Genomic DNA, 21246 nt, shown 5'->3' with positions numbered 1-21246 from the left:
TTTTGTAAAATGTCCGTACAAACTAAAAATTTGTCAATGTTCGCGAGCTAGTCTCGTTCGCAGCAGTTCGTCCTAACTTTGGAGATACAGATGGTTCACCTCAAACGTTTAGTCGGCGCCGCAGCGCTGGTTTTCAGTTGTCTTGTCTCGGCGCAAGAGCCGATTGTCATCAAGTTCAGCCATGTGAACCCGGCCCAATCGCCGAAGAATCAGGCGGCCGAATATTTCAAGAAGCTCGCCGAAGACGGCACACATGGACGGGTGAAGATCGAACTTTACCCGTCCAGCTCGCTATACAAGGATTCAGAGGAATTGGTCGCTCTCCAACTCGGCTCGGTTCAGATGCTGGCACCGACGCTGGGGAAATTCGGTCCTATGGGTATGCGAGACTTCGAGGTCTTCGACCTGCCTTACCTGTTTGATAGCTTCGACCAGGTTCACCTCGTCACGCAGGGGCCGATCGGCAAGCAACTGCTCAAACAGTTGGAAGCGAAGGGCATTAAGGGGTTGGCCTTTTGGGACAATGGTTTTAAGCAAATGAACGCCAATAAGCCACTGCACACGCCAGCCGACTTCAAGGGTCTGAAGATGCGCATTTTCAGCTCCAAGGTGCTCGACGCCGAGATGCGCTCTCTTGGTGCCATTCCGCAGGTAATGGCTGCCAGCGAGATGTACCAAGCCATGCAGACCGGCTTGGTGGATGGTGGCGAGAATACAGAGTCGACCTTCTATCAATTCAAGATGTATGAGGTTCAGAGCAACATAACCCTTTCAAACCACGGATATGTGGGGTATGCCGTGGTTGCGAACAAAAAGTTCTGGGAGGGGCTTCCGCCAGACATTCGCGTCGTGCTAGACGATGCCATAGTCAAGGCGACCGAGTTCGGAAACCGCGTCGCCAAGAAGGAAAACGATGATGCTCTCGAAGCCATGCGAAAACTCAATCGCACCCAAATCATCACACTGACCAAGTCCGAACGCGACGAATGGAAAAAAGTGTTGCTCAAGTCACACCAGTCGGCCGATCGGATTGACAAAAATATGCTACAGGCTATATATAAAGAAACAGCCACCGTGAAAAACTGAGCACGGCGACCAGACCGTGGCACTGTATCAATGTGCTGGACCCCACACACATGCAGTCAGGTCCGTACGGCACGATGATACTGACAGATATGGGTGCGCGGCACAATTATGATAGAGGCGCCGAGGCGAAGCGAGGGTAGACGTGAGTTGTTGGTCACCGACCCGCAATTCTCGCGCGACGGCATGGGCGCACACTTCATGACGCAGAACCGTAGCAAGCAAGGCGTCTCCATCAACCTGCACATCAAACCGGGGCACCAAGTGGTCTACGACCTGGTGCGCCAGGCCGACGTAATGTTCGACAATTTCGGCACCGGCGTAACCAGACGTTTGTGTATTGATCCCAACACGCTGACAGCGATCAACCAGCGCAACATCCCACGCTCGGTTACGGGTTTCGGCGAAACCGGTTCCAACACGAAACGCCCGCCCTTTGACTAAGTGGCGAAGGGCATGGTGGCAGCGTCTTTGGTGTCATGGTGTGCTCGCGGCCCTGGGGCAGCTTCAACAGGGCCATCAGGCTGGGGCCGTGTCAAGGCGCGGAAAGCAGGTTCTCGATCAACTTCCTCTCGCATCCTCTGAGGCTGAGCGTGCAGCGGTCGGAGCGGCGGTACAGCTTGTAACACGCCATGCCATCCAAGCCGCTCGCCCTGTGCCGGTGTCGAGCTCGCGGTGTTCCCCAAACGCTGGGATGATGTTGTTCATCATCCGAGACACAAGACTGTCCCGCATCGAAATGTCCAGAGTGCCACCCATTCCCGTGCGCTCGCGTTGCAGCGATGTCATCAGGAGCCGACCAGGGTCATCATCGACCCAGCCGTGTCGGCGGCGCGTCTGCCGGGAGTGGCCGGCTGTCCGTCGGATTCACGGTTCAGGCGGACCATGCTCGACCAGGCCTAGGTACTGAAGACGTGCGCTTCACGGCTGGCGAGTGCACCTGTCTGGCAAAAGGTCGAGATCGGGCAGTACACAACGCGCCGGTCAACCTCATGCACTGCTGCAGGCCCCACGCCCAACCAATCCACAACGCCGGGGCGAAGCGCTTCCGATCGCAACATGGGAATTGGCCGAAAGGCGCAAGAAAGCCTGTGCCTCCGCAGGCACCTTCAGGTCGAACACCATGCTCTGTTTGTTGTGATGCGTGTTGCGAAACTCCACTGTCATGCCGTTCGCCTAGATCTTGTAGCGTTCAATCAGTTGCTTGGCAATGACCTGGCGCAGGATTTCGTTGGTTCCTTCGCCAATGACCATGAGCATCGAATCGCGGTAGAAGCGTTCAATCTCGTACTCCACCGATAGGCTGTAGCCGCCGAAGATGCGCATCGCTTCTTGCGAACAGTGCACACCAGCCTCGGAGCCCGCAAGCTTGGCCATTGCAGCTTCCAAATCGCAGCGCTCGCCACTGTCGTACTTGCGCGCGGCGTTTTCGATCAGGCGCTTGGCGCCTTCCACCTGCGTCACCATGTCGGCCAGCTTGAGTTGGATGGCCTGATGCTGCCAGATCGGCTTGCCGAACGCGCTTCGTTCCTGTGCATAGCGCAGCGCCATTTTCAGCGAGCCTTCGGCGATACCGGCGCCGCGTGAGGCCACATTGATGCGTCCCAGTTCCAGCCCGCCTGCGGTCTGGATGAAGCCGCGGCCTTCGACGCCGCCGAGCAGGTTTTCTTTCGGCACGCGGTAGTCATCAAAACTGAGCTGGCAGGTGTCGATGGCGCGGTAGCCCATTTTCTTGAGCTTGCCGTCAACGTTATAGCCCGGGCCCTTCTCGGCAATAAGCATACTCATGCCCTTGTGGCGGGGCTGCGCCTCGGGGTCGGTCTTGACCAGCAGCAGCGTCATGTGGCCGTGCAGACTGTTGGTAATCCAGGTCTTGCTGCCGTTCACCACATAGTGGTCGCCGTCGAGCTTGGCCACGGTACGAATCGCCTGCAGGTCCGAGCCGGCGTTGGGCTCGGTCAGGCCCAGGCTGCCGCGCATTTCACCCGTGGCCATCTTCGGCAGGTACTTGCGCTTTTGTTCTTCCGTGCCGTTGCGCTCGATCGCCGAAGCAGCGATCAGGTGCGAGTTGAAAATGCCCGAAGGTGCCATCCAGACCGAAGCCACCTTGATGACGATCTGCGCATAGGTCCAAGCCGACAGGCCCAGGCCGCCGTACTCCTCGCCAATCGTGGCGCCGAACAGACCCAACTCCTTCATCTGCTCGACGATGGCGTGCGGGTATTCGTCGGCCAGGTCGTATTGACGTGCGACAGGACGCAGTTCTTTTTCGACCCAGACCTCGACGGCGTCGACGAATTCCTGCTGGTCGTTGCTTGCTTCAGCCATAATTTTTTCCTTTTTTGATCGGTTGAGGAGCGAGTTTTTCGCGCTCGCGTGACAGCGGTCTATCCCGCAAAGAATCAGTAATTGACTTTGTCTTCGATGCTGTGGCCGATCTTGGCGATCAGCATGGTGCGGCTAAAGGTGCCAATGACCTTGCCATCCTGGTTCAGGCCGGTGGTCTTCACGGTCACCAGGCCAGCGCCGGGGCGCGATTTTGACTCGCGCTTGTCCGTCACCTCCGACTCGGCATACAGCGTGTCGCCGGCGAACAGCGGATGCGTGAGCTTGATGTCGGTCCAGCCCAGATTCGCGATGGCCTTCTGGCTCACGTCGGTGACGCTCATGCCCACCATCAACGCCACCGTGAACGGACTACAGATGATGCAGCGCTTGAACTCGCTAGCCTTGGCGTACTCGGCGTCGAAGTGCATCGGGTGCGTGTTCATCGTGAGCAAGGTGAACCAGGTGTTGTCGGTCTCGGTGACGGTGCGGCCCGGGCGGTGCTCGTAGATGTCGCCGATGTTGAACTCTTCGAAATGGCGGCCAAAGGACTCGCGAAAGCGATGCTCACCGACTTGCTTGACGACCTGAACCATGATGTATCTCCAGTAAAAATGTTGTGTGAAATGAGAGGACTACTGCAAACGTGACAGCTCGACGATGCGTCGAGCCTTGCGCACCAGCGGTGCGTCAACCATGCGCCCCTGGTACAGGAACGCGCCGCTAAACTCGCCGTCGGGAACGGCCTGAACCAGCAACTTCGCCCAATCCAGATCGGCCGGCGTCGGCGCGAAGGCCGCATGAATGATCTGGATTTGCTGTGGATGAATGGCAGTCTTGCAATCAAAGCCGAGCGCGAGCACCTTGCGGGTCTCTTCGCTCAAGCCTGAGAGGTTGCCAATGTCGACATGCGGCACGTCCCAGGCCTGCACGCCAGCAGCGCGCGCCGCATTCACAAGGCGGCCACGGGCCGAAAACAGCCCTTCCCAGTCAAATTGCGCCCCCAGCTCGGCCGACAAGTCAGCGCCGCCCAACATCAAGGCACCGAGCTTGCCGCCAGCGCGCCCAATGGAGCGTGCGTTCTCGATGCCAAGTGGGGTTTCGATCAGTGCCGCGATGGCGCCGATCTGCGCCCCGGCCCAGCCAGCTATGCACTGGATGTCGGCCTTGTCTTCAACCTTGGGCAACAGCAACCAGTCAAGCTGCACGCCCGAATCGACCAGCGCCACCACGTCACGCAGGCCCTCTGCCGTGCGCAAACCGTTAAGGCGGAGCGCGACACGCGGGCCAGTATCCGTTCGGGGCTGCAGTTTGAGCCAACCCAGCACGTTGTTGCGTGCTTCGAGCTTGCGCTGCGGATGAACCGCGTCTTCGAGGTCGATGCACACCAGGTCGGCGCCAGCTGCCATCGCTTTGGCAAACCGCTCGACCTTTTCACCTGAGACAAACAGCATGGAACGGGGGGGATTGGATTGCACAGGCTTGCTCTCAATATTTAATGTACGGACAATTGTAGTGGGAATGCAAGTTATGTCAAGATTCATCCAATAGGCGATTTCCGTAGAAATGCCATCAACTGATATCGAGCGACGCTAGTGCGCCTTCAAGCTGTTCGCGGTCATCCGGGTGGGCGATAGCGATTAGGCGCGTCGCGCGCTGTGCGCGCGACGCGCCACGCAACGACGCAACGCCGAATTCTGTAATAACCATATCGGCATCTGATGCACTGATGGTTGCCGGACCAGACAAGCGTGAAACGATTCCCGAAATGTCACCATTGCGACCACGTCGGCGCGCCGGCAAGGCAATGATCGAAAGCCCATTTAGCGAGGCTGCAGCGCCACGAACAAAATCGTTGAGTCCGCCGATCCCGCCGACATAGCGACCGCCAGCTAACTCCGAATTTACCTGCCCGTACAAATCTACCTCAAGCCCGCTGTTGATTGCGGTGAAGCGGGGCAACGCGGCAAGCGATGTAATCCCGTGCGTAACGGCAGGCGGCGCCATGCGCACGGCCTGATTGAGTTCCACAACGCGATAAAGCGCCGCATTGCCGTAAATGGCAGAGATCACACTCACCCCGGGATAGTCACGCCGGTATGAGTTGTCTGCCGCACCCGACATGACGAGCGCCCACAGCGGCTCAGTCATTAGGCCTGTGTGAATCGAGAGCCTGCGGTGTCCGGCGAGGCCCTCAGCGACCGCGTTGGCTAGTGATCCAATACCAATCTGGATCGTCGCCCCGTCCTGGACCTGTGTCGCGACATGGGTCGCAATCGCACGCTCGGTGGCACCGGCGGTTGCCGTCAGACTCTCAACCAGCGGGTACGACGACTCGACGATATGCGTCAGCGAAAGATCCTCGGGCAACTCGCCTCCATGCACGCATGGCGCCATCGCATTGACCTCTGCCACGACGATCTTGGCGGTACGCGCCGCCTTGATCGCATAACCGTGGCTGGCACCGAGATACAGCCGCCCTGTGGCCGCGTCTCGAGCAAGTCCGAGTAGTGCTACGTCCGCAGCATACTTGGTACACCAATGCTCGCTTACGGAGTAATGGATCGGAAATACGGTAAGCCTACGGCTACGCGCCATGGTGGCGGCGGCGCCCATGCCACCGAAAGTCGCGATTGCCATATCCTGTGGCAACGCCTGTGTCGCGGTTGAGAATGGGGTGCCGATCAACAGCGAAGCAGGCATATGGGGAGGCGGGGTTTGCGCCAAGGCGTTGGCGAGTGATGCTATCAAGGCCATCGGCTCGGACGTCATTTGCGAGCAAGCCAGCTTCGCTCCTGGATGCAAGATTTCGCGCCAAGGCAGATCGGAAGCGGACGGGTAGTGGTGCATAGGGGCGCGGCCTGAGAGGTGATAAGCTGGTGGACGACATCATTATTGTCCGTATAAATAATTCTAGCGTCTCTCGCAATCGTCACGCATTTAGGTTCTGTCGCGTTGATGGTCAAGCCGCCCGCTTGTCTATGCTGAGTGCTATGACAGAAAAGGTTTGAAACGCGATGCTGGCTACCAAAGGGATGCGATTCCCAATCGTCGTCATTCTGGTGTGCATCCGTTGATACGCGGCTTATCTGTTGAGCTACCGCCAGTTGGAAGAGACGATGCAGGCGCGCGGCGTGTCTATCGATCGTTCATCGATTAATCGCCGGCGATCCGGCTTTGCCCCTTGCTTGAGAAGGTATTTCGCAGGTACAAGCGTCCGGTGGGCGGGAACTGGCGCATGAACTAGACCTATATCAAGGTCAAAGGCATCTGGAAATATCTCTACCGCGCGGTAGACAAGCAGGGCAAGACGATCGACTTCCTGCTGACGGCCGGGCGCGACAAGGCCGCAACCATACGCTTTTTTGGCAAAGCCATGCAGGTCAACGGTGCACCTGAGAAGGTCAGCATCGACAAGCAAATTATTGTCCGCCAAGTCAAATACCTGAATAACATCGTGGAACAAGACCATCGAGCAGTGAAACGAGTCACCAAACCTATGCTCAACCTCAAGTCATTTCAAGCTAGCAAATGTGTGCTGGCGGCATCGAGTTGATGCACGTGATTCGAAAAGGGCGGTTCATACTGAAGGGCAGCGACGAGATGTCGTTCGCCGACCAGTTTTACGCGTTGGCAAGACAAATGCGTCCTGTCTGAGCGTCCGGCATTCGTCCCAACCCGAAGTTCGCTCGTCCGCGGCTAACGCGACAACCCAGCACCATGCCTTGTCAGGCCCCTGTTCAGCTTGGCGTAGCCAAAGCGCTGGGCCACACGAACTATGTGGGCATATCTCTTACCATCATTGACCGGCACGCAAAAGCGTAACTTCTACGGCGCCCGCCAGGAACCCAAAGAGTTGGGAAATAATCGGTCCAAATCTGCTGCTCAGGCTTACACCTCATCAGATAAGGTTAACCTTCGATAACACCTCTGAAATAGAGGTATCGTGACAATCACCCTTTTGCGGCCAGTAGCGTTTTTTTCTGGCGTACCAGCAACACACAGCACGCCAGCGTGGGCAACGCAAGTGCAGCATAACCGGCCCGGTAGCCGCCAAACAAGCCAGACATGGCCCCAAAAAGCGGGGGCCCGAGCACCACGCCCAAGAAAGTGACGGCCAATGTGCCGCCGGTTGCTAAGCTGGCCTGCCCCTTGGGCGCCTGACGGGCCACTTCGGCCAGGTACACCCCATTCCATCCAATGGCGGAGGCACCAAACACCGCCAGGATGCCCAGCAGCAGAACGGTTGGCATGCTGGTGCTCAACGACGCAGTGGCCACGCTGCTCAAGGCCATCAGAGCCGCTAGCACCGCCAGCATTCGGCGCGCGCCCAGGAAACGGTCAGACACATAACCCCAGAATACCCGCCCCCCGACACCTGCGAGCTGCGAAACCGACAACGCCATCCCGGCGGCCACCAGCCCCTGGCCCAACGAGTCGTGTAGAAAGGTCACCAGATATGTCACCAGTGACAGTTGCGTGGCCGAAAAGAAAAAGGAACATGTCGCGAGCATCGCGAGCGCCCGATGCGACAGCACCAGCCGCAGTGGCTGCGCCAGATTGCTCAGCGACAAGGGGCATTTCGGATTGCGATCCAAATCCATTTCCTGACGCATCGGCTGAGCGATAACGGCGCAGACCAGGCACAGCAGAGAAACCAGCAGCAAAGCGCCCTGCCATCCTGTCACCAACAGCAGGCTCGGCACGATAAGCCCTGCCAAGACACCGCCCAAGGGCACACCCGTTTGCTTGAGGGAAAACACTAGCGATAGGCTGCGCGCCGGTGTGGTGCGTGCCAGCAAGTGGGAACTGGCCGGTGTCACTGGGCCGTAGCCGATCCCGATCAACAACGCGCCCAGCGCAATCACCGGCACCGAGTTGACCGTGCACAGCGCCAGACCAAGTGCACAGGTCAGCAAACCCGCCTGGCTGACACGAATCGCGCCATAGCGCGCCACCACCGTGCCAGCAGCCAGGCTAGCCAGAATAGCGCCAACATAAACAATGGCAACATACACACCCACGTATACCGAAGAGACCCCCAGCGCACCCGCTACCACTGGCGCCATCACAGGCAAAGTCAGCAAAGCCATCGATACCATGGCCTGGATGGCCAACGTAACGGCCAGCATCAACCAGTTATTCTTCAAGATCAGTCTTTCAAAAAAAGGGGAGACTATCCTCCCGCAGGCAATATCGTGGGCCAACAGGCTCGTTGCCAACCATATCATGCAGGCCCAGCCATGCAACCGAGCCGACGGACCGACAACGTTGCAGTCCTCGCACCCAGGCAAAAAGTCCGGTACGTGCCCGTCACCGACTCCTTCAGACTCTTGCGAATAGTTTGTTCACAACAATCTGAACTGGTCGATCACCACCCTTCACCCGCCCACGAAAGGCCAAAGGAGTGCTTCATCTTAGAGATGAATGAGGCCAGTTGCCGCGCTACATCATCCCCAGCATGCGGGGGAACCAGGTTGACAAGGGCGGCCAGTAGGTCACCAGCACCAGGAAGCCCAGCATCGCCAGCAGCCACGGCCAGACCGCCACCGTCAGCTCGGTAATCCCCATCTTGGTAATGCCGGAGGCCACATACAGGTTCAGGCCCACCGGCGGGTGGCACATGCCCACTTCCATGTTGACCACCATGATGATGCCAAAGTGCACCGGGTCAATGCCCAGCTTCATGGCCACCGGGAACAAGATCGGCGCGAAGATCAGCACAATGCTGGAGGGCTCCATGAAGTTGCCCGCCAGCAGCAGCATCACGTTCACGGCCAGCAAGAAGCTGACCATGCCCAGGCCGTTGCCCAGCATCCAGTCGGCCAGCGCCTGCGGAATGTTCTCATTGGTCATGATGAAGGAGAACAGCACGGCGTTGGTGATGATGTAGAGCAGCATCGCCGACATGTTGGCCGAGTTGAGCAACACTTTGGGCACGTCCTTGAGCTTCATGTCCTTGTAGACAAAAACGGCCACCACAAACGCATAGACCGCGCTCATGGCCGCCGCTTCAGTCGGCGTGAACATGCCGGTGTAAATGCCGCCCATCACGATCACGATCAGCAGCAAGCCCCAGGCCGAGGTCTTGAAAGCCTTGAAGCGCTCGGCCCAGGTCGCCTTGGGCAGACGCGGGTAGTTGAACTTCTTGGCCCGATACCAGGTGACACCGCCCAACACGCAGGCCAGTGCGATGCCCGGTACCACGCCGGCCATGAACAAGGCGCCGACCGAGGTGTTGGTCGCCACCGAATACATCACCATCACGATCGAAGGCGGAATCAGAATGCCCAAGGCGCCCGAGGTGGTGATCACGCCCGCGCCAAAGCTATTGGGAAAACCCGCTTTGGTCATGGCCGGCAGCAAGATCGAGCCGATCGCCACCACCGTGGCGGGCGAGGAACCCGACACCGCCGCAAACAGCGCACAAGCCATCACACCGGCCAGGCCCAGGCCTCCATACCAGTGGCCGACCATGCTGGAGGCAAAGTTGATCATGCGCTTGGCCACGCCGCCGTGGGTCAAAAAGTTACCCGCCAGGATGAAGAACGGGATCGCCATGATCTCGAACTTTTCAATGCCGGTAAAGAGCTTGAGCGCCACCGACTCCAGCGGCACATGGGTAAAGCCAAACAAAAAGGTCAGAACGGTCAAGCCGAGTGAAATCGAGATTGGCATGCCGGTGAGCATGAGCACCAGCAAGAGGACAAAAATAATGGCGGCATTCATTTCGAATCCCCTTCTTTGTTCTGCAAATCAGAAGGGTGCAGGTTGTCATCCATGGCAAGCGGGTTGAAGTCGACCGGGGGTGTTTCGGCTTCCAGACCCTCGACATGGCCGTGGTCGTGGTGCGGCAGTTCACCGGTTTTAAGAAAATTGACCATGACTTGCAAAAACCGGAAACACATCAGGCTGGTGCCCAGCGGCACGGCGCTGTAAACCATCCAGGTTGGCATTTCGAGGTCCGGCGTAGTGGGACCTTCGGGTATGCCTTCTACGGACAAACCCAACAGGTTGAACCAGGCATGGTGCGCGCCGTTGTCCCAGACAAAAGTGGCACCCAGGGTGGCCACAATGCCGGTGAACAGGGCGCCCGCACACAGTCCGAAGACAATGAATTTGCTCTTCATCTTGTCTTGCATGCGGTTGATCAGCACGTCCACCCCGACGTGGATGCCGGTGCGCACGCCATACGCGGCGCCAAACTTGGCCATCCAGACAAACATGATGATGGTCAGCTCCTGCGCCCAGCTCAAGGAGAGGGACAAGAGCCAGTCTTGCACGCCGGGTATCGGCAGGCCAGCGGCGTAGCGGTGCACCACCGCCACAAAGATGATCAGCGTCGCAGCGCCCATCAGGAAGGTGACCAGCCACTCTTCCAGGTGATCAAGAAATTTCATGGTTTGTGTCTCATATTTGTCCTTCGTAAAAGACCAGTAGCTTCCAAATATTCTTTACAGGAGAGCGAGTCGGTTGGGCTCTAAGTCCTGGTCTGAATCCGTTGATGGTGGTTTAAGCAGTTAATCCATAAAGGTAGTTTCGAATATGGACAGGCTCAAAACCAGTGGGATTTCATATAGACCGTGATGTTTAAGATGCATAAATCTCTCTTTGATGGCAATCAACACATGGGTGGAAATAGCAGTCACGATTTCTGTCTTCACTGCGCTCTCGCTGAGGCCAAAGAACACCTTGATGCGCAAACGCTGTTTGATCCACTTCAAGAACTACTCCAGCTATCTGCGTTCGCGATACAGATCGGCAATCAACTCGGGCTTCAAGACAGAGTTGTTGGTCAAAAACACCAGACGCTATCCCGCGTCGTTTTTGACCACCTCCGTTGGGCTTAGTCGGGGTGCGGTTCTTTACATCGAACATGCGCTTCACTGCGCGCGAGGTGTGACCGAAGATCGCGCAGGAAACATCGAGGGGCAGCAGGACCAAACCGTCCGCCTTAAGGATCGGAAAGGCCGTGACTGCGGCTGCCCTGACGAATTCAGAACTGGGGCGAGCGTCGCGAATGATCGATGACATGAGTCCGTCTCCCGAGATGTACTGGCTTGACTCAGTCCAATGAATAGAATCAAGATATTTATTTGTATGGACAATACAACGTATTTAGCTGGTACGCATCAGGGTTTACCCATACTCAAGCTGATATTCCGGTTTTGTCGCGTCGTCGGCCGACGAACATGCTTCTGGTTGCAACGAAGCCAGTGCCTCAGACCGGACGGATTTGCGCTACCAAAGCATAAAACTGGTTGGCAAACGACATCTCGGCGCAGCTCTACATCATGAACTGACCTTTGCGAATCACGTGCATCAATTCAATGCCTGCCAGGACGCACTTCGCTGATTGAAATGACTTGAAGCTGAGTATCGTAAGCGGCTACGGACAAATGCACGCCCAAATGATGTCGACCGGGAAACGCATGTCTTTGGTAGCCAGCACTCCTTCTTCAAGCCCTTTCAGTCACAGCGCTCGGCATAAACGAGCGGGCCGATTGACTGTCAACGCGAAAAGGCTCCTCTTGCCAGCCTTCTTTCTTGACAGGCACCGCAGTCCGAATGATAATGTCCGTACATTAAACATTGAGAGCAAGCCTGTGCAATCCAATCCCCCCCGTTCCATGCTGTTTGTCTCAGGTGAAAAGGTCGAGCGGTTTGCCAAAGCGATGGCAGCTGGCGCCGACCTGGTGTGCATCGACCTCGAAGACGCGGTTCATCCGCAGCGCAAGCTCGAAGCACGCAACAACGTGCTGGGTTGGCTCAAACTGCAGCCCCGAACGGATACTGGCCCGCGTGTCGCGCTCCGCCTTAACGGTTTGCGCACGGCAGAGGGCCTGCGTGACGTGGTGGCGCTGGTCGATTCGGGCGTGCAGCTTGACTGGTTGCTGTTGCCCAAGGTTGAAGACAAGGCCGACATCCAGTGCATAGCTGGCTGGGCCGGGGCGCAGATCGGCGCCATCGCGGCACTGATCGAAACCCCACTTGGCATCGAGAACGCACGCTCCATTGGGCGCGCTGGCGGCAAGCTCGGTGCCTTGATGTTGGGCGGCGCTGACTTGTCGGCCGAGCTGGGGGCGCAATTTGACTGGGAAGGGCTGTTTTCGGCCCGTGGCCGCCTTGTGAATGCGGCGCGCGCTGCTGGCGTGCAGGCCTGGGACGTGCCGCATGTCGACATTGGCAACCTCTCAGGCTTGAGCGAAGAGACCCGCAAGGTGCTCGCGCTCGGCTTTGATTGCAAGACTGCCATTCATCCACAGCAAATCCAGATCATTCATGCGGCCTTCGCGCCGACGCCGGCCGATCTGGATTGGGCGAAGTTGCTGGTTCAGGCCGTTCCCGACGGCGAGTTTAGCGGCGCGTTCCTGTACCAGGGGCGCATGGTTGACGCACCGCTGGTGCGCAAGGCTCGACGCATCGTCGAGCTGTCACGTTTGCAGTAGTCCTCTCATTTCACACAACATTTTTACTGGAGATACATCATGGTTCAGGTCGTCAAGCAAGTCGGTGAGCATCGCTTTCGCGAGTCCTTTGGCCGCCATTTCGAAGAGTTCAACATCGGCGACATCTACGAGCACCGCCCGGGCCGCACCGTCACCGAGACCGACAACACCTGGTTCACCTTGCTCACGATGAACACGCACCCGATGCACTTCGACGCCGAGTACGCCAAGGCTAGCGAGTTCAAGCGCTGCATCATCTGTAGTCCGTTCACGGTGGCGTTGATGGTGGGCATGAGCGTCACCGACGTGAGCCAGAAGGCCATCGCGAATCTGGGCTGGACCGACATCAAGCTCACGCATCCGCTGTTCGCCGGCGACACGCTGTATGCCGAGTCGGAGGTGACGGACAAGCGCGAGTCAAAATCGCGCCCCGGCGCTGGCCTGGTGACCGTGAAGACCACCGGCCTGAACCAGGATGGCAAGGTCATTGGCACCTTTAGCCGCACCATGCTGATCGCCAAGATCGGCCACAGCATCGAAGACAAAGTCAATTACTGATTCTTTGCGGGATAGACCGCTGTCACGCGAGCGCGAAAAACTCGCTCCTCAACCGATCAAAAAAGGAAAAAATTATGGCTGAAGCAAGCAACGACCAGCAGGAATTCGTCGACGCCGTCGAGGTCTGGGTCGAAAAAGAACTGCGTCCTGTCGCACGTCAATACGACCTGGCCGACGAATACCCGCACGCCATCGTCGAGCAGATGAAGGAGTTGGGTCTGTTCGGCGCCACGATTGGCGAGGAGTACGGCGGCCTGGGCCTGTCGGCTTGGACCTATGCGCAGATCGTCATCAAGGTGGCTTCGGTCTGGATGGCACCTTCGGGCATTTTCAACTCGCACCTGATCGCTGCTTCGGCGATCGAGCGCAACGGCACGGAAGAACAAAAGCGCAAGTACCTGCCGAAGATGGCCACGGGTGAAATGCGCGGCAGCCTGGGCCTGACCGAGCCCAACGCCGGCTCGGACCTGCAGGCGATTCGTACCGTGGCCAAGCTCGACGGCGACCACTATGTGGTGAACGGCAGCAAGACCTGGATTACCAACAGTCTGCACGGCCACATGACGCTGCTGCTGGTCAAGACCGACCCCGAGGCGCAGCCCCGCCACAAGGGCATGAGTATGCTTATTGCCGAGAAGGGCCCGGGCTATAACGTTGACGGCAAGCTCAAGAAAATGGGCTACCGCGCCATCGACACCTGCCAGCTCAGTTTTGATGACTACCGCGTGCCGAAAGAAAACCTGCTCGGCGGCGTCGAAGGCCGCGGCTTCATCCAGACCGCAGGCGGGCTGGAACTGGGACGCATCAATGTGGCCTCACGCGGCGCCGGTATCGCCGAAGGCTCGCTGAAAATGGCGCTGCGCTATGCACAGGAACGAAGCGCGTTCGGCAAGCCGATCTGGCAGCATCAGGCCATCCAACTCAAGCTGGCCGACATGGTGACGCAGGTGGAAGGCGCCAAGCGCCTGATCGAAAACGCCGCGCGCAAGTACGACAGTGGCGAGCGCTGCGATTTGGAAGCTGCAATGGCCAAGCTTGCGGGCTCCGAGGCTGGTGTGCACTGTTCGCAAGAAGCGATGCGCATCTTCGGCGGCTACAGCCTATCGGTGGAGTACGAGATTGAACGCTTCTACCGCGATTCGATGCTCATGGTCATTGGCGAAGGAACCAACGAAATCCTGCGCCAGGTCATTGCCAAGCAACTGATTGAACGCTACAAAATATGAATGGGGTAAAAATGAAGAAGCCTTTACCCCTGGCGGGTGTGCGCATCCTCAGTGCCGAACAGTACGGTGCCGGTCCGTTTGGATCGATGATGCTGGCCGACCTTGGCGCCGAAGTCATCAAGATCGAAAATCCGCGCGACGGCGGCGATATCTCGCGGACGACAGGTCCGTACTTTCTCGGCGATAAGGACAGCCATTTCTTCCAGTCCTTCAACCGCAACAAGAAAAGTCTGACCTTGGATTTGAAGTCCCCGGACGGGCAGGAGGTGTTTCGCCGCCTTGCTAAAAGTTCGGATGCGGTCATGAACAACCTCCGCGGCGACCAGCCTGCCAAACTAGGCCTCACTTACGAAGCGCTGAAGGCGGTGCGGCCGTCGATCGTCTGCGTGCACCTGTCGGCCTACGGCCGCGACAACGATCGCGCCCATTGGCCCGGTTACGACTATCTCATGCAGGCCGAGGCGGGTTATCTGTATCTGACCGGTGAGCCAGACGGACCGCCCGCCCGCATGGGCCTGTCCATTGTCGATTACATGACGGGGATCACCACGGCGCTCTCCTTGTTGGCGGCACTGATGGGCGCGCAGCGATCGGGGCAGGGCCGCGATGTGGACGTTAGCCTGTTTGACGTCGCCTTGGCGCAACTGACTTATCCGGCGACGTGGTTCATGAACGACGGGCATGTCACAAAGCGCATGGCGCGTTCGGCGCACCCATCGGCCGTGCCGTGCCAGTTGGTGCGCGCGAGCGACGGCTGGATGTTCGTGATGTGCATGACGCCCAAGTTCTGGCAGGCCCTGGTCGAGGGTATCGGCCGACCCGAGTGGCTGGACGATCCCCGTTTCGCAACGCCCGCGACGCGACGCGACCATCGGGATGTGCTCAGTGCATTGCTTGACGAGGTCTTCTCGGGAGCGACAACCCGTAAATGGATGCAGCGGTTTGCGGGCAAGCTGCCGGTAGCGCCGGTCATGGACATCGAACAGGCGCTGACGAATCCTTTCGTCGGCGAGGTTGGCATGGTCCAGTCGATGCCGCATCCCCATGCACCCGAGGGTGCGCTTCGTGTCCTCGCAAATCCAGTGAAGCTCGATGGAGAGCGCTTGCCAACCAAAGCGTGTGAGCCACTCGGCACCGCAACTGATGCGCTCTTGCACGAGGTCGGTTATAGCGACAGCGCGATCGCGTCCCTGCGAGCCGCAGGCGTCGTTTGAAACAAGAAAGATGAGGACACCGTGAAACTAGAAGGCATTAAAGTTCTCGATCTGTCGCAGTACCTGCCAGGTCCACATCTGACGATGATGATGGCCGACCACGGCGCTGAGGTGATCCGAATCGAGCCACCGACGGGGGAGCCGACACGTGCGATAGGCTGTTTTCACGACGACATGACCGTCTGGTTCCGCAATACCCACCGCGCCAAGCAGAGTGTCGTGCTTGATCTCAAGAAGCCCGAGGCGGTCGAAGCCTTCCTGCGTCTGGCCGCGCAGGCGGACGTAATCGTCGAAGCCTTCCGTCCTGGCGTGGTGGAGCGGCTAGGCATCGGGTACAGCAAGGTTGCTGCGATTAATCCGCGTATTGTGTACTGTTCGATCTCGGCCTTCGGCCAGACCGGACCCAATGCCAAGCGCGTGGCGCACGATGTGAGTATCGAAGCGGACACGGGGGTTCTCAGCCTTAATGTCGATGCGCAGGGAAATCCGATGATGCCTTGCGTGCCGACTGCCGATGTCTGTGGCGGCATGATGGGGTTGGCGGGCGTGTTGATGGCGCTGCTGCGCCGTGAGAAGACCGGTCGCGGCGACTATGTAGATATTTCCATGCAGGATGGGTTGGTCTCCTGGTTGGTCAATGTGATCAGTCCTGTATTCGCGGAAAAGCGTGACCTCAATCCAGCGGAGGAGCGGTCGCTCGGCGGCAATGCGTTCTATCGTATCTACCGCTGTGCCGACGGACGCAACCTCACGCTGGGCGGCAGCGAGATCAAATTCGTTGAAAACCTTCTGAGCGCGCTTGGTCGTCCGGATCTCATCTCCTTGTGCAAGTTGCCGCCGGGTAGTGGTCAGGATCCGGTCAAGTTGTTCCTCACTGACGCCTTCGCCCAGCAGCCACTGGCCTATTGGGAGGCCTTTCTCTCGAAGCTCGACCTGTGCTGGGCGCCCGTGAAAGGTCTGAAAGAGGCCTTGGACGGCGAGCACATTAGGGCGCGCGGCATGCGGCTCGAATTCCCGGACGGACAAATACATCTTGGCAATCCGATCAAGTACAGCAACGAGCCGGCGCAGGTGCTGCCAGTGGCACCTGCACTTGGTGAACATACGCGTTCGGCGCTCAAGGCTGTTGGATACACCGGTGCCGAACTTGACGCCCTCGCGCGGGCCGGCGCTATCGGGGCTTGAGGGAGCAAGGGAACGTAGGCTCCCGTTAGGGCGGCTTGCCATGCTGTGTGCGACCAACGACCGCTCCCAGCTCTGGACTTTGTGCCTCTGAGTCGGGTAGTGCAATGATTGTTGAGTGCGAATAACAAGAGTAGCAACGGAAACATATTCTTTACAACTATCTGGAGTCGAAGCAATGAAAGTCCTGGTCGCAGTGAAACGCGTGGTCGATTACAACGTGAAGGTCCGCGTCAAATCGGACAACACGGGTGTTGATGTCGCCAACGTCAAGATGAGCATGAACCCTTTTGATGAGATCGCCATCGAAGAAGCCGTGCGCCTGAAAGAAAAAGGCGTGGTTTCCGAGGTCATCGCCGTCTCCTGCGGCGTGACCCAGTGCCAGGAAACCCTGCGCACCGCCATGGCCATTGGCGCGGACCGCGCCATTCTGGTCGAGACCACGGTCGAGCTGCAGCCCCTGGCCGTGGCGAAACTGCTCAAGGCGCTGGTGGACAAAGAGCAACCCGGCCTCATCATCCTGGGCAAGCAGGCCATTGACGATGACTGCAACCAGACCGGCCAAATGCTCGCTGCGCTGGCCGACCTGCCGCAAGCCACTTTTGCCAGCAAAATTGAAGTGCTTGAAGGCAAAGCCTCGGTCACGCGTGAAGTCGACGGCGGCTCAGAAACGCTGTCCATCACCTTGCCGGCGGTCATCACCGCCGACTTGCGCCTGAACGAGCCGCGCTACGTGACGCTGCCCAACATCATGAAGGCCAAGAAGAAGCAACTCGACATCTTCAAGCCCGAAGACCTCGGTGTCGACGTCACACCGCGCATCAAGACCCTCAAAGTCAGTGAGCCGCCCAAGCGCAGCGCTGGCATCAAAGTGCCCGATGTGGCGACGCTGGTGGCCAAACTCAAAAATGAAGCCAAAGTAATCTAAGACATTGCGGGACAGACCGCAGCCACACGCAGTGGGCAAGCTCTGTCCTCAACTGATTAAAACTTTTTGGGAAAAATGATGACATCTTTAGTAATTGCCGAACATGACAACGCGACCCTCAAGGGCGCAACCCTCAACACCGTCACCGCTGCCGTCCAATGTGGCGGTGAGGTGCACGTGCTGGTAGCCGGTGCCAACGCCGGCGCCGCAGCCGCTGCAGCGGCGCAAATTGCCGGCGTGTCCAAGGTGCTGCACGCTGACAGCGACGCCCTGGCCCACGGCCTGGCTGAGAACATGAGCGCGCAGATTCTGGCCCTCGCCTCGAACTACAGCCATATCCTGTTTGCCGCCACGGCGTCCGGCAAGAACATCGCCCCGCGCCTGGCCGCCAAGCTCGACGTGGGACAGATCTCTGACGTCACCAAAGTCGACAGCCCCGACACCTTCGAGCGCCCGATCTACGCCGGCAACGCCATTGCGATTGTGCAAAGCACAGACCCCATCAAGGTCATCACGGTGCGCACCACCGGATTTGACCCGGCAGCTGCCAGCGGTGGCACGGCCGCCATTGAGGCCGTAGCGGCGGTCGCGGCCAGTGACAAGTCAACTTACATGGGCAGTGAAATCGCCAAAAATGATCGCCCTGAGCTGACCGCAGCCAAGATCATCGTGGCCGGGGGCCGGGCGCTGGGCTCCAGCGAGAAGTTCATGGAAATCCTGATGCCACTGGCCGACAAGCTCGGTGCTGCCATTGGTGCCTCGCGCGCCGCGGTGGACGCCGGTTACTCGCCCAATGACTGGCAAGTGGGCCAGACCGGCAAGATCGTGGCGCCGCAGCTGTACATCGCAGTCGGTATCAGCGGCGCGATCCAGCATCTGGCCGGCATGAAGGATTCCAAGGTGATCGTGGCCATCAACAAAGACCCCGAGGCGCCGATCTTCTCGGTGGCCGACTATGGCCTGGAAGCGGACCTGTTCGTGGCGGTGCCCGAACTGGTGGCCGCGCTGTAGTTCTCCAGAATTGGGTTTAGGAGTAAGAAGTCTATGGCACTGCTTCTTCGATGCCTGCAGGAAGTCAGAACCAAGCGAGGCGACCCTGACACCTTCGTTGAGGAATGCCCCGACCGAACACGGGGGCGGGACGCGCTAACTTCCCTCGTCGACCAGTCGTCTGCTTGGTTGTCTGAAGCCTTGACTAGCCAGACCGACACATCATGTTCCGCACATTACTCAGATCCAAGAGCCACCGCGGTGCAGTAACCCACTGCGAGTTGCACCACGATGGATCCTGCGCGATCGATAAAGTCCTGCTGGGCGCGCTGAATATTGTTGAGAATGAGAAGATCTATATCTGGAATATCACCAATGCCGTGTGCTTCATCACCTACGCGACCCATGGCGAACGCGGATCCGGCATGATTTTGGACATCTGCTCGGTTGCTACGCGCATCCCCCTTTGTGCCGTCCTTGCACCTCGCGAGTACTGATGGCCCCGGATTCCTCAATGACACCGGACATCCCAACGTCGTCACCTGTGTCGCGGTCCATTCCCGGACCATGCCCCATTATCAGATGAGTTCAACCATGACAAACCAGGAAATCTTGGCCCAGTTTGGCCCCCGCGAAGCGATGGAATACGACGTCGTTGTTGTTGGAGGCGGCGTTGCCGGCCTGTCCACCGCCATCCGCCTCAAGCAACTGGCCACTGAAAAAGGCCAGGAGCTGTCGGTGGTGGTGCTGGAAAAAGGCGCCGAGCCCGGCGCCCACATCCTCTCGGGCGCCATCATGGATCCCGTTGCCATGAATGAACTGTTCCCCGACTGGAAGGCCATGGGCGCGCCCCTGAACCAGCCGGTGACCGATGACGCCATGATGTTCCTGAGTGAAACCTCGGGCTATCGCACGCCCAATTTTCTGCTGCCCAAATGCAGCCATAACCACGGCAACTACATCATCAGCCTGGGCGAGCTGACGCGCTGGCTGGCGACCCAGGCCGAAAACATGGGCGTGGAAATATTCCCCGGCTTTGCCGCCGCTGAAGTGCTTTACAGCGAGCAAGGCGCCGTCAGAGGGGTCGCCACCGGCAATATGGGTGTGAACAAGGAAGGCGAACCGGGCGAGAATTTCCAGATCGGCATGGAGCTGTTGGCCAAATACACCATTTTTGCCGAAGGCTCACGCGGTCATCTGGGGCGCCAGCTGATTGCCAAGTACAAGCTTGACGAGGGCTGTGATCCGCAAAGTTATGGTTTGGGCATCAAGGAGGTTTGGGAGGTGGACCCCTCGCGCCACCAGCCTGGCTTTGCCATGCACACCGCAGGCTGGCCGCTGGACAACAGCACCTACGGCGGCTCCTTCATGTACCACATGGGGGACAACAAGATCGCGCTGGGCTTCATCACCGGGCTGAACTACCAGAACCCATTCTTAAGCCCGTTCGAGGAGTTCCAGCGCTGGAAAACCCATCCCAATGTGCGCTGGTATTTTGAGAACGACAAGGGCGAAGTCACCGCCAAGCGGCTGGCCTATGGTGCGCGCACCATCACCGCCGGCGGTTTGCTGGCGCTGCCCAAGACCGTGTTCCCGGGCGGCGCCCTGGTGGGTTGCGAAGCGGGCTTCCTGAACGTGAGCCGCATCAAGGGCAGCCACACGGCCATCAAGACCGGCATGCTGGCAGCCGAGGCGGCGTTTGAGGCCGTCACGGCCGGACGCCAGCATGACGAACTGAGCGCCTACCCCGAGGCGTTTGAGAAGAGCTGGGTCTATACCGAACTCAATAAATCGCGCAACTTCAAGGCCTGGTTCAAGTACGGCTTGCGCATCAGCACCCTGATGAACGGTTTCGAGCAGTTCGGACTGGGGGGCAACATGCCCTGGACCATTCACCGTGACAAGCCCGACCATGCCTACCTGAAACCAGCCGCCGAGTGCCAACCCATTGTTTACCCCAAGCCCGACGGCAAGCTCACCTTTGACCGCTTGAGCAGCGTCTTCATCGGCAACGTCAACCATGAAGAAAATCAGCCCGCGCACTTGACACTCAAAGACGCGTCGGTGCCGGTTGCCATCAACCTGGCCAAGTTTGCCGGCCCCGAGGCGCGCTACTGCCCGGCCGGGGTTTATGAGTTTGTCAAGAACGATGACGGCACCGACCGACTGCAGATCAACGCTTCCAACTGCGTGCACTGCAAGACCTGCGACATCAAGGACCCGACGCAGAACATCGTCTGGGTCACGCCCGAAGGGGGCGGTGGGCCGAACTACGCGGGGATGTAGTTGGC

20 protein-coding genes and 2 pseudogenes are annotated in these 21246 nt (G+C 58.6%); 12 read left to right on the top strand and 10 right to left on the bottom strand.

Going from position 1 to position 21246, the window contains the following annotated elements; genetic code table 11:
- Positions 1-90: 90 nt before the first annotated feature.
- Both RFER_RS21190 and RFER_RS23155 read left to right on the top strand, forming a co-directional pair.
- A complete protein-coding gene (locus tag RFER_RS21190; protein ID WP_011466430.1) occupies positions 91-1086 on the top strand; it encodes a DctP family TRAP transporter solute-binding subunit in 996 nt (331 codons plus the stop codon).
- 150 nt (positions 1087-1236) lie between these two features.
- A complete protein-coding gene (locus RFER_RS23155; protein ID WP_244095767.1) occupies positions 1237-1527 on the top strand; it encodes a CoA transferase in 291 nt (96 codons plus the stop codon).
- Between the two features lie 455 nt (positions 1528-1982).
- Here the strand turns inward: RFER_RS23155 and RFER_RS24305 are convergent, their stop codons facing one another.
- The 6 genes from RFER_RS24305 to RFER_RS21165 all read right to left on the bottom strand — a co-directional run bounded on the left by RFER_RS24305 (position 1983) and on the right by RFER_RS21165 (position 6258).
- Positions 1983-2144: a CoA transferase gene (locus RFER_RS24305; RefSeq protein WP_244095766.1), complete on the bottom strand. Its 162-nt coding sequence runs from the start codon at positions 2142-2144 to the stop codon at positions 1983-1985.
- Positions 2074-2250: a CoA transferase gene (locus RFER_RS25140; RefSeq protein ID WP_166485779.1), complete on the bottom strand. Its 177-nt coding sequence runs from the start codon at positions 2248-2250 to the stop codon at positions 2074-2076. The genes RFER_RS24305 and RFER_RS25140 overlap by 71 nt, the downstream gene beginning before the upstream one ends.
- Positions 2251-2259: 9 nt before the next feature.
- Positions 2260-3411 (bottom strand): acyl-CoA dehydrogenase family protein, encoded by a 1152-nt coding sequence (locus RFER_RS21180; protein ID WP_011466423.1) that lies wholly within the window; start codon positions 3409-3411, stop codon positions 2260-2262.
- 74 nt (positions 3412-3485) lie between these two features.
- On the bottom strand, positions 3486-4004 hold the full coding sequence (locus tag RFER_RS21175; protein ID WP_011466424.1) for a MaoC family dehydratase: 519 nt from the start codon (positions 4002-4004) through the stop codon (positions 3486-3488).
- Between the two features lie 39 nt (positions 4005-4043).
- Complete coding sequence (locus tag RFER_RS21170) at positions 4044-4886, bottom strand: HpcH/HpaI aldolase/citrate lyase family protein (RefSeq protein WP_244095765.1); 843 nt, start codon at positions 4884-4886, stop codon at positions 4044-4046.
- Positions 4887-4980: 94 nt separating this feature from the next.
- Positions 4981-6258 carry an acetyl-CoA hydrolase/transferase family protein gene (locus RFER_RS21165; RefSeq protein ID WP_011466428.1) on the bottom strand — a complete coding sequence of 426 codons (1278 nt, stop codon included), beginning with the start codon at positions 6256-6258 and terminating at the stop codon, positions 4981-4983.
- A gap of 167 nt (positions 6259-6425) precedes the next feature.
- Between RFER_RS21165 and RFER_RS23650 the strand changes: the two are divergent.
- A pseudogene (locus tag RFER_RS23650) lies at positions 6426-7065 on the top strand (IS6 family transposase).
- Positions 7066-7361: 296 nt separating this feature from the next.
- Here the strand turns inward: RFER_RS23650 and RFER_RS21155 are convergent.
- The 4 genes from RFER_RS21155 to RFER_RS24295 all read right to left on the bottom strand — a co-directional run bounded on the left by RFER_RS21155 (position 7362) and on the right by RFER_RS24295 (position 11132).
- Positions 7362-8558 (bottom strand): MFS transporter, encoded by a 1197-nt coding sequence (locus tag RFER_RS21155; RefSeq protein ID WP_049765706.1) that lies wholly within the window; start codon positions 8556-8558, stop codon positions 7362-7364.
- Positions 8559-8853: 295 nt separating this feature from the next.
- Entirely contained in the window at positions 8854-10137 is a 1284-nt protein-coding gene (locus RFER_RS21150) for a TRAP transporter large permease (protein WP_011466426.1), read from the bottom strand.
- On the bottom strand, positions 10134-10808 hold the full coding sequence (locus RFER_RS21145; RefSeq protein WP_011463783.1) for a TRAP transporter small permease: 675 nt from the start codon (positions 10806-10808) through the stop codon (positions 10134-10136). Before RFER_RS21145 ends, RFER_RS21150 begins: the two co-directional genes overlap by 4 nt.
- Positions 10809-10928: 120 nt before the next feature.
- Entirely contained in the window at positions 10929-11132 is a 204-nt protein-coding gene (locus RFER_RS24295; protein WP_166485778.1) for a hypothetical protein, read from the bottom strand.
- 882 nt (positions 11133-12014) lie between these two features.
- Here RFER_RS24295 and RFER_RS21135 point away from each other — a divergent pair.
- From RFER_RS21135 to RFER_RS21095, 9 genes and pseudogenes are all read left to right on the top strand, one after another.
- On the top strand, positions 12015-12857 hold the full coding sequence (locus RFER_RS21135; RefSeq protein ID WP_244095765.1) for an HpcH/HpaI aldolase/citrate lyase family protein: 843 nt from the start codon (positions 12015-12017) through the stop codon (positions 12855-12857).
- Between the two features lie 39 nt (positions 12858-12896).
- On the top strand, positions 12897-13415 hold the full coding sequence (locus RFER_RS21130; protein ID WP_011466424.1) for a MaoC family dehydratase: 519 nt from the start codon (positions 12897-12899) through the stop codon (positions 13413-13415).
- 74 nt (positions 13416-13489) lie between these two features.
- Entirely contained in the window at positions 13490-14641 is a 1152-nt protein-coding gene (locus RFER_RS21125) for an acyl-CoA dehydrogenase family protein (RefSeq protein ID WP_011466423.1), read from the top strand.
- 11 nt (positions 14642-14652) lie between these two features.
- On the top strand, positions 14653-15855 hold the full coding sequence (locus RFER_RS21120) for a CaiB/BaiF CoA transferase family protein (protein ID WP_011466422.1): 1203 nt from the start codon (positions 14653-14655) through the stop codon (positions 15853-15855).
- Positions 15856-15876: 21 nt separating this feature from the next.
- The gene (locus RFER_RS21115) at positions 15877-17040 is read left to right on the top strand and encodes a CaiB/BaiF CoA transferase family protein (RefSeq protein ID WP_011466421.1); all 1164 of its coding nucleotides are present in this window, start codon (positions 15877-15879) and stop codon (positions 17038-17040) included.
- 175 nt (positions 17041-17215) lie between these two features.
- Positions 17216-17965 carry an electron transfer flavoprotein subunit beta/FixA family protein gene (locus tag RFER_RS21110; RefSeq protein ID WP_011466420.1) on the top strand — a complete coding sequence of 250 codons (750 nt, stop codon included), beginning with the start codon at positions 17216-17218 and terminating at the stop codon, positions 17963-17965.
- A 78-nt stretch (positions 17966-18043) separates the two neighbouring features.
- Complete coding sequence (locus tag RFER_RS21105; protein ID WP_011464251.1) at positions 18044-18976, top strand: electron transfer flavoprotein subunit alpha/FixB family protein; 933 nt, start codon at positions 18044-18046, stop codon at positions 18974-18976.
- A gap of 203 nt (positions 18977-19179) precedes the next feature.
- Positions 19180-19413, top strand: a pseudogene (locus RFER_RS21100) (aspartate 1-decarboxylase); the annotation flags it as partial.
- A 136-nt stretch (positions 19414-19549) separates the two neighbouring features.
- Complete coding sequence (locus RFER_RS21095; RefSeq protein ID WP_041793060.1) at positions 19550-21241, top strand: electron transfer flavoprotein-ubiquinone oxidoreductase; 1692 nt, start codon at positions 19550-19552, stop codon at positions 21239-21241.
- Positions 21242-21246: the final 5 nt, after the last annotated feature.

The sequence above is a fragment of the Rhodoferax ferrireducens T118 genome (genome assembly GCF_000013605.1).
GTDB lineage: Bacteria > Pseudomonadota > Gammaproteobacteria > Burkholderiales > Burkholderiaceae_C > Rhodoferax > Rhodoferax ferrireducens.
The sequence above is the reverse complement of the archived record's forward strand: the minus strand, read 5'-3'. Positions and strand labels throughout refer to the sequence as shown.